This window comes from Rhizobium sp. SU303 (assembly GCF_021052345.1).
Classification (GTDB): Bacteria; Pseudomonadota; Alphaproteobacteria; order Rhizobiales; family Rhizobiaceae; genus Rhizobium; species Rhizobium laguerreae.
Window position 1 is genome coordinate 325,334 of the sequence record NZ_CP088098.1, and the last position, 7,853, is coordinate 333,186.

At 59.8% G+C, this 7,853-nt stretch carries 7 protein-coding genes; 2 read left to right on the plus strand and 5 right to left on the minus strand.

Translation table 11 applies throughout. The features are described 5' to 3' along the window. Positions 1–20: 20 nt before the first annotated feature. The 5 genes from RlegSU303_RS32985 to otsB all read right to left on the minus strand — a co-directional run bounded on the left by RlegSU303_RS32985 (position 21) and on the right by otsB (position 5,322). Positions 21–1,280, minus strand: a complete 1,260-nt coding sequence (locus RlegSU303_RS32985; RefSeq protein ID WP_017958279.1) for a sugar ABC transporter permease — start codon at positions 1,278–1,280, stop codon at positions 21–23. Continuing rightward, a complete protein-coding gene (locus RlegSU303_RS32990) occupies positions 1,277–2,098 on the minus strand; it encodes an ATP-binding cassette domain-containing protein (RefSeq protein ID WP_017958280.1) in 822 nt (273 codons plus the stop codon). The genes RlegSU303_RS32985 and RlegSU303_RS32990 overlap by 4 nt, the downstream gene beginning before the upstream one ends. Positions 2,099–2,169: 71 nt before the next feature. Next, positions 2,170–3,243 carry an ABC transporter substrate-binding protein gene (locus RlegSU303_RS32995; RefSeq protein WP_017958281.1) on the minus strand — a complete coding sequence of 358 codons (1,074 nt, stop codon included), beginning with the start codon at positions 3,241–3,243 and terminating at the stop codon, positions 2,170–2,172. A gap of 214 nt (positions 3,244–3,457) precedes the next feature. Then, a complete protein-coding gene (locus tag RlegSU303_RS33000; RefSeq protein WP_026158418.1) occupies positions 3,458–4,342 on the minus strand; it encodes a helix-turn-helix domain-containing protein in 885 nt (294 codons plus the stop codon). 200 nt (positions 4,343–4,542) lie between these two features. After that, positions 4,543–5,322 carry a trehalose-phosphatase gene (gene otsB, locus RlegSU303_RS33005; RefSeq protein WP_017958283.1) on the minus strand — a complete coding sequence of 260 codons (780 nt, stop codon included), beginning with the start codon at positions 5,320–5,322 and terminating at the stop codon, positions 4,543–4,545. 124 nt (positions 5,323–5,446) lie between these two features. Here otsB and RlegSU303_RS33010 point away from each other — a divergent pair, with 124 nt between their 5' ends. Then, positions 5,447–6,532: an ROK family protein gene (locus RlegSU303_RS33010; RefSeq protein ID WP_017958284.1), complete on the plus strand. Its 1,086-nt coding sequence runs from the start codon at positions 5,447–5,449 to the stop codon at positions 6,530–6,532. Between the two features lie 851 nt (positions 6,533–7,383). After that, entirely contained in the window at positions 7,384–7,560 is a 177-nt protein-coding gene (locus tag RlegSU303_RS33015; protein ID WP_017958285.1) for a hypothetical protein, read from the plus strand. The last annotated feature ends 293 nt before the right edge of the window (positions 7,561–7,853 follow it).

The window sequence follows — 7,853 nt, forward strand, 5'->3', positions numbered from 1 at the left end:
TCCTCTGCTTTCTGGTTGCTTTAGGCTCGGCCGTGCGAAATTCGCGATCGGCGTGCCAGCGAGTCGACGATGACGGCGACGGCAAGGACAGCGCCGGTGATCATGTATCGAAGCGACGACGACAGATCGAGAAGCGTCAGCCCGCTGGCGATCGACTGGATGACGATGATGCCGAGAAGGGCTGAATAGGCACTGCCGCGCCCGCCGAACAGGCTCGTGCCGCCGATGACTGCCGCAGCGATGGCATTGAGATTGACATCGCCCGTGCCGGCCTGCTGACTTGCCGTCGCCAGTCGTGCGGCGGAGAGAACGCCGCCGGTGGCAGCAAGCAGAGCACACATGACGAAGGCGCTCATATAGATGCGCGAGACGTTGATGCCCGAGCGGCGGGCAGCCTCCCTGTTGCCGCCGACGGCATGCATGGAGCGTCCCCATTTGGTGCGCGTCAGCGCATAATTCATGGCGGCGGTGAGCCCGACGAAAAGGCCGAACATCCACGGAATGCCGCGCGACTGGTTGAGATAGAACGCGACAGCTTCCAGGGCGAGTGTGATGATGACGGCGCGCAGAAGCAGCCCACGGGCCGATTTTGCCGACAGGCCAGCCGCCCGCCGGCGCGCCGAGGTGCGGTAGCTGGAGAAGAAGAAGGCAATGCCGGCAAGCGCCACCAGCAGATAGGCGACCGGGTCCGGCATGACCATGATCTGGCCGAAACTCACGAGCCAGGAACCATAGGGAAGATTGATCGAACCGGTCGCTCCGAGGATATAGAGCTGCAGGCCGAGAACCGCGAGCAGCCCCGACAGCGTCGACACGAAGCTCGGCATCCCGAAGCGGTTGAAGAGAAACGCGTAGAGTGAGCCGATCAGGGCGCCGATAATCATGGCGGCGAGGATCGCCAGGACCACCGGCCAGCCCTGGTTGACCCAGAAGACGCCGACCAGTGCCGAGGCGAAGCCACTGACGGAGCCGACGGACAGATCGATCTCACCCACCATCAGGATGCAGACGATACCCAGCGAGATGACGCCGACGGTCGAGCAGTCGAACAGCATGTTGACGAGGTTGCTGCTCGAGAGAAACACCGGATTGAGCGCCTGGAACACCGTCCAGATGATCGCCAGGCCGACAATGACCGGCAGCGAACCGAGATCGCCGGAGCGGATGCGATCCCCAAAGGCGCGGATCGAGCCGGCAAGGCTATCGTCGTGGTGCACTCTTTCGTCACGTCGGTCGAGGAGCGCAGGTGCTGCGGGTTCATTCTGGATGGTCTTCATCATGGCCTGCCCTCCTCGTTTTGTTGGCTTTGCGCCTTGCGGCGCATCGCGCGGCGCGAGACGGAATTGTTGGATGCGCCGGTGATGGCGCTGACGAGCTGTTCGTTGGATGCGTCGGGCGGCATGGTGCCGTTGTTGCGGCCGAGCCGAAGGACGACAATACGGTCGGCGACGGCGCGAACATCCTCCATATTGTGGCTGATCATGATGACGGCGAGGCCGCGCTCCCGCACGCGCTCGATGAGGTCTAGTACCTCGGCGGTCTGGGCAACGCCGAGCGCTGCTGTGGGTTCGTCGAGCATGATCAGTTTCGGTTGGAGCAGCAGCGATCGGGCGATCGCTACCGTCTGGCGCTGTCCGCCGGAGAGCGAGGCGACGGGTTCGCGCACGCTCGGAAGGCGGGCCGAAAGCTCGTTCAAGAGCTTCCAGGCGGCGATCTCCATCGTGACTTCATCGAGCTGATAGGGGCTGAGCTCCTTGCCGAGAAAGATATTGGCGACGACGTCCAGATTTTCGCAAAGCGCCAAATCCTGGAAGACGGTTGCGATGCCGAGGTCGAGAGCAGCACTTGGACTCGGCAGGGTCACTGGCCTGCCCTCGAACAGGATCGTGCCCGAGCTTGGCTGGTGCACGCCGGCCAGGATCTTGACCAGCGTCGATTTGCCGGCGCCGTTGTCGCCCACGAGCGCCACGACCTCGCCGGCATACACATCGAGTTCGATATCGGTGAGCGCCGACACTGCTCCGAAGTTCTTCGATATTCCACGCAGACTGAGGACAGGCTGACGGGAAGGGTCAGGAGTATGAGAGGTTTCAGACATCGCCTGGCCTTTCGAAAAAGCGAAAATCGGAAGCGCGGCCGGTGGCCCAGCCGCGCTTTCTCTTGGCTCGACTAATTGGTGATGCCGAGTTTCTTGCAGCCGTCGGCATAGCGGCCGGTGCACAGCTCCTCGGCGGTGTTGATCTTCTTGTCGATGATCTCGGCCTTGAGGTTTTCGGCGGTAACGACAGCAGGGACGAAAAGCTGCGCCGGCGTGTCGTAGAGCGTCATTTCGGCCTTCGGCGTTTCTCCGGCCAGGAGCTTCACGGCGACGTTGGCAGCGGCAGCGGCGACGATTTCGCTCGGCTTGGAAATCGTATTGTACTGATCCCCTGCTATGATCAGCTGTAGCGCAGCGATCGTCGCATCATTGCCGGTTACTGGCGGCACCGGATCAACACCCGCCGCCTTGAAGGCTGCGATGGCGCCGCCGCCAGTGCCGTCATTGGCAGCGACCACGCCGACGATCTGTTTGCCGAAACGGGTGATCTGGCCGCCCGCCCATTGCTGGGCGTTCGCGGGCTGCCAGTTCGGTGTGTCGAATTCGGCAAGCGTCTTGTATCCGCCGCTCGCCAGGCCCTCATGAATGCCGTCCTTGATCAGCCCGGCAGCCGCATCGGTCGGTGAACCGTTGATCTGCAGGATGCCGCCGCCATCGGTCGGCACGTTCTGTGCCTTCAGATGCTGGACGAGCGATTCCGCAATCGCCTTGCCGATCGCCTTGTTGTCGAAGGAGACGTAGAAATCGGCCTTCCCCTTCGGGATCGGACGGTCATAGGCAATGACCTTGACGCCCTGGCTCTGTGCGAGCTGGACGAGCGATGCGGCGGCCGCCGAATCCACCGGGTCCAGCACGATGACCTTGGCGCCTTGGGTGATGGCAGAATTGAACTGTTGCTGCTGTTTTGCGATATCGGCATCGGCGTTCTGATAGAGAACCTTGCATGACGCGCAAAGTTTCTTCATTTCCGCGACGAAGCCCGGGTGGTCGTGCTCCTCGTAGCGGGTCGAGCCCTGGTCGGGCATGAGGAATGCGACTGTCGCATCCGAGACGGCCGTTTGCGCAAAGGCGGACGTACCGCCCAGTAAAGACAGGACAAATACCGCGGCGCCTGCCGCCCGTGTTGAGAATTTCATCATTTCCATCTCCTCCCATTGAAAAAATTGTGTAGTGATCGCACTGTTCTGTGGTGGCCGTTCGGCTGAAGGAACGGTCGCGCCTGTCCCGGCGGTTTGACGGTTTTGAGGACAAGCATCTCCGATCACGAGCCGCTCATCGCGTGCCCGCGTTCAAGTCAGTGTCAGTTTTCGTTCCTCCTCCTCGTCCTCCTCGTCCCTTGGACGTGCTCGTTCGGCTCCTCTAGGCCGCCTTTGCCACGTTGATATTGTCACCCAACAACCGTCGGAAACGGGAAGGCGTCATGCCTTTTTCCGCGAGAAACTGCCGGTTGAAGTTAGACAGATTGTTGAAGCCTACCTCGAAGCAGATATCGGTGATCGATGCGTGGTCATCGCTCATCAGTATCTGGCAGGCCAGGTTGATGCGCAGGCGTTTGACATATTGCACCAGCGACATGCCTGTATGGCGGCGGAAGCCGCGCGAAAAGGCGCCCGTCGATTGTCCAGCAATCGCCGCGAGATCGGCTTCGTCGAAGGATTTGGTCAGGTGTTCTCTGATATAGGCGAGCGCTTTGTTGATGCCGGCCGACATGTAACCGGAGGGATCGGGCAGATAGCTCGGGCTGGCGAGAAGCTGCGCATCCTGTGCGCGGCTGAGCAGGCCGACGATCATCATGAAAAGCTCGATACGGCGCACACCCTGCGCCTGCTGCACCTCGTTCATCAAAGGTGCGACCTGCCGGCTGGTCTCGGCGCCGAAAAGCACGCCGCGGCGGGAGGCTTCGAGAACAGGTTCGAAGGGGCCGAGTTCGGCCAGCACCTTCATCGTGTCGATGATGAAATTCTCGCTGAACTGGATGAGCTGGCATCGAAGCGGGATGCTCGATCCCGTCGGGACATCGCTGATCCAGTTATGAGGAAGATTAGGCCCGGCAAGCACAAGATTACCAGGCTCGAACTCGCCGATGAAGTCGCCGACGAAATAGCGTCCTGTTGTCGCCACGACGAGATGAAGTTCGTATTCAGGGTGAAAATGCCAACGAACCGTATGGTAGGGATAGCCATGCGCCTTCGTTGCGAAAGATTCGCCCGGACGGATCTGAATGACTTCCAAGTCAGGTTCCATTGCTTCCTCCTCCGAGGGCGGTTCCAAGCCGCCAGCCAAATTCCCTTTTTGGCTTTATTGTTGAAGGGGAGTGTAATGGGCTCGTGTCATGCCCGCCACCACGATTCCCGGCTAAAACCGATACTTTTTTGACAATCGGCGCTGGGTAGCCGGTGTAAAGACGGCAGTAATTCGCCTTGCACATCGTCCAAGGGCGGGCCTCAGGCGGCCAAGGCTGCAATCACGTTTCTGACAAGCGCAGAAGAAGACAGCCGGCTCGTGGCGCAGCTCGGGGTGCCGATCGCGCCGACACGCACGGAAACGCCGCCGCGGGCATTGGCGATCGCAAACATCGACTCGTCGGTGAGGTCGTCGCCGATAGTAATCGGGCAGCGGTTCTTGAAGGGGTCGGACTGGAAAAACCGCTCCAGCGCATCGCCCTTGCTCGACCGTGCCGGACGCAGCTCGAACACCATCTTGCCAAGCTGCAATGCCCAGTTCGGCCCGGCGAGCTCCGCATAGTGGTGCATGCGCTCTTCGAGCACCTTTTCATATTCGGGCGCGAGCCTGTAATGGGCGGCAACGGCCGCACCCTTATCCTCGATCAAGACTCCAGGATAGTGCTCGGCTTCCGTGGTCAGCGCATGCTTCAGCGCCTGAAACTCAGCTGTGGCCTCGACCGTCTGCATGCCCGCGGCGTTCCTGATTTCCGCGCCGTGGAGGCCTGCTGTCGGAAATGCAAAGGGTTTGAACAGCTCGTCTGCGTAGGCAAGCGATCGTCCGGTGACCAGCGCCAGGGCCCCGCCGAGCTTGTTCGACAGGCGATGAAGTTGTCCGGGAAGAGCCTCCGGGACCTCGATCGCATCCGGTGTGGGCGCGAGATTGAGCAGCGTCCCGTCGATATCGAGAAACATCGCCCAGTGATCGGGCTCTTCCAAGACCAGTGAAAGCATTTCCTGAGTAGCGTCGTCGTCTTGCACGGCATTCTCCAAACTCTGCAACCATTGAAGCTAGGTCGCCGGCCGACGAGGACAAGGTGGCTTTTCAGACTCCGGAACATCCAGAGGTTAGTCCGCGTTGTATCCCGCCGCCCGTTCGAGCACTCGCACCGTAGAAGGTACATTGATGGCCAAAAGCAGTTCCGATCCCCGCGATGAGGTCAATGCCCCGTTGGCGCATGGCGCGTTAAACCTGCCATTGGTGACGATCGACGATTACAACAACGAACTGCGTGACAAGGATGGTTTCGTTGGCGACAACGCAAACAAGAAGACCTTCCAACAGAAGCTCGACGATTGGAGAAAACGCATCCGCAAGGTCGGAGACGACCCGATCGGCAAGACCGCGACGGAGAAGCTGTCCAAGAAAAAAATCGACGCTATTTTGAAGGGCGATGATTTGGCGGCGGCGGCGTTGGTCATGGGGGCAGTGGAGGATTTTGCGCAAGACTTTGCCGATGTGATAGGCAAGTTTCTGAAGGACAAACGCTGGGGAAAGACAGAACGTATCGTCGTTGGCGGCGGCTTCCGTCGGAGCCACTTTGGCGAACTAACAATCGCCAGGACCATGGTCATTCTCAAAGCGGCCGGCGTCGACGTCGAAGTCGTGCCGATCGTTCACCACCCCGATGAGGCCGGATTGATCGGAGCGGTCCACCTGATGCCGCGCTGGATGTTCAAAGGTCACGAGGCGATCCTCGCTGTCGATATCGGCGGCACGAACGTTCGCGCCGGCGTCGTTCAATTCGGAAAGGACGACGTGCCGAATTTTGCGGATGCGAGCGTCTGGGAATCCGCCATCTGGCGTCATGCCGACGATGAGCCAAGCCGCACCGCCACCATCGAGAAGTTGGTCGCAATGTTACGGGATCTGATCGGCAAGGCCGAGAAGGCCAATCTCAAGCCGGCGCCGATCATCGGGATCGCATGCCCCGGCATCATCAAAGCCGATGGCTCAATCGAACGTGGCGGACAGAACCTGCCGGGCGGAAACTGGGAGAGTGATAGCTTCAACCTTCCGGCCGCACTGATGAAGGCCATTCCTGAGATCGGCGACGACAGCACATTCGTGATGATGCACAACGATGCCGTCGTGCAGGGATTGTCGCAGATCCCTTTTATGAACGACGTGTCGAGATGGGCGGTGCTGACCATCGGCACGGGGTTGGGCAACGCGCATTTTACCAATCGCGAGGGAACGAAGGTGCGATAGCGGAATCCTGTCCCGCGCGTGCCGGCTACAAGAAACGCGAAATCGACCGAGATGCCGATTCGGCCGCCGCGGTGGAGCATTATGGTAAATAGCAGGTAAACAAGAAGGAATTCCGTAGACGGAAGCGAACTGGCCAATAAGTTCCGCTAGGAGAGATTGCCGCTCTGCGAAAAATGGAATGATATCTAGCCGATCAGGCTGGCGCGGAACGTCTGCGATACCAACGCACGATCCTAACCAGCACATCGATCATACCCGCCGAGACCTGATTCGCCTAGCATGCGCTGTTGTGATCTTCGCGGATGATGACCGCCGCGGGATGTCGCAACCCTATTCGCGTTCAACTGCCGGCATGTGATTGCACTGGTGTCATTTACCGGCCTGGCCGTTAATCGGATCTCCGGATAGACGAACTCCCACCCCTTTAACGCCAGTTGCCCCCAGTACTCAGCCGACTTAGATCGGCGAGAAAATTCAGGTTAGACGTCCCCTCCCCCGATAGCGCGCAGCAGCGGCGCTCTCCCGTCGTAAGACCCGCAGCCGGCACTTCCCAATTCTGGCAATGCCGCATGATCCGAGGTAGCGCCGGTTCGCCGGTGCCGGCAGAGATGCAGCCTTCCGCGTGTCGGGCCCTGCCTGCGAGACCCTCCTCGGTCTCTGCGCGCAGAAGCGAACCGGGATCTAGCGTCGCGGCCGCTTCGGGGCAGCGCTTGGAAGACGGAGGCCTCCCCTCCCCTATCCTGCCTCGCGCTGGAAAAGATGGTGATAACGCCGCCGGGCCGTTCTCTGCGGGTTCAAATTGCGCTTATCTCTGCGCTTCACGCAAGCCATGCGCAGACGAAAGATGGATCATGAACTTCAAGGGAATAAGCGCTCCGCTCAATGCTGGTCGCCTGGAACAAATGCTCGGCGTTGCTCCGTCACGCCGCGATCCTGAAGCCCAGGACGCAAATGACAAGCCTTCCGGCAATGAACCCGTCCGGGGGCTGGAAACAGAAAATCTATATCGTTCGTCCGCATACAAATGAGAGATGGGATTGCCTGATCGGTTGGCGCGAAGCAGCGGAAGGTGCTCTTCGATGAGCCGGCAACGACGCTGAGTCGCATCGAAAATGTGCTGCGATCCTTTAAGACTGGCTGTGATGGATGCGGACATGGCCGCCATTGTCAGCTGACAATTGAGCTAAGATTCCGGAATTCCATATGATTTTTTCGTCGAATCCAGTTTGTTATCCATTGGCTAACCAAGAAATCGCTTGACGGAATCGGCAGACTCACGATCATTTGCGCAAAATGACCCGATTTATCAGGATTTGCGTGA

Excerpts from the sequence above, each read along its gene's own strand:
- RlegSU303_RS33010 (WP_017958284.1), top strand. The coding sequence starts at position 5,447 with ATGGCCAAAAGCAGTTCCGATCCCCGCGATGAGGTCAATGCCCCGTTG.
- RlegSU303_RS33015 (WP_017958285.1), top strand. The coding sequence starts at position 7,384 with ATGAACTTCAAGGGAATAAGCGCTCCGCTCAATGCTGGTCGCCTGGAA.
- RlegSU303_RS32990 (WP_017958280.1), bottom strand. The coding sequence starts at position 2,098 with ATGTCTGAAACCTCTCATACTCCTGACCCTTCCCGTCAGCCTGTCCTC.
- RlegSU303_RS32985 (WP_017958279.1), bottom strand. The coding sequence starts at position 1,280 with ATGATGAAGACCATCCAGAATGAACCCGCAGCACCTGCGCTCCTCGAC.
- RlegSU303_RS33000 (WP_026158418.1), bottom strand. The coding sequence starts at position 4,342 with ATGGAACCTGACTTGGAAGTCATTCAGATCCGTCCGGGCGAATCTTTC.
- RlegSU303_RS32995 (WP_017958281.1), bottom strand. The coding sequence starts at position 3,243 with ATGGAAATGATGAAATTCTCAACACGGGCGGCAGGCGCCGCGGTATTT.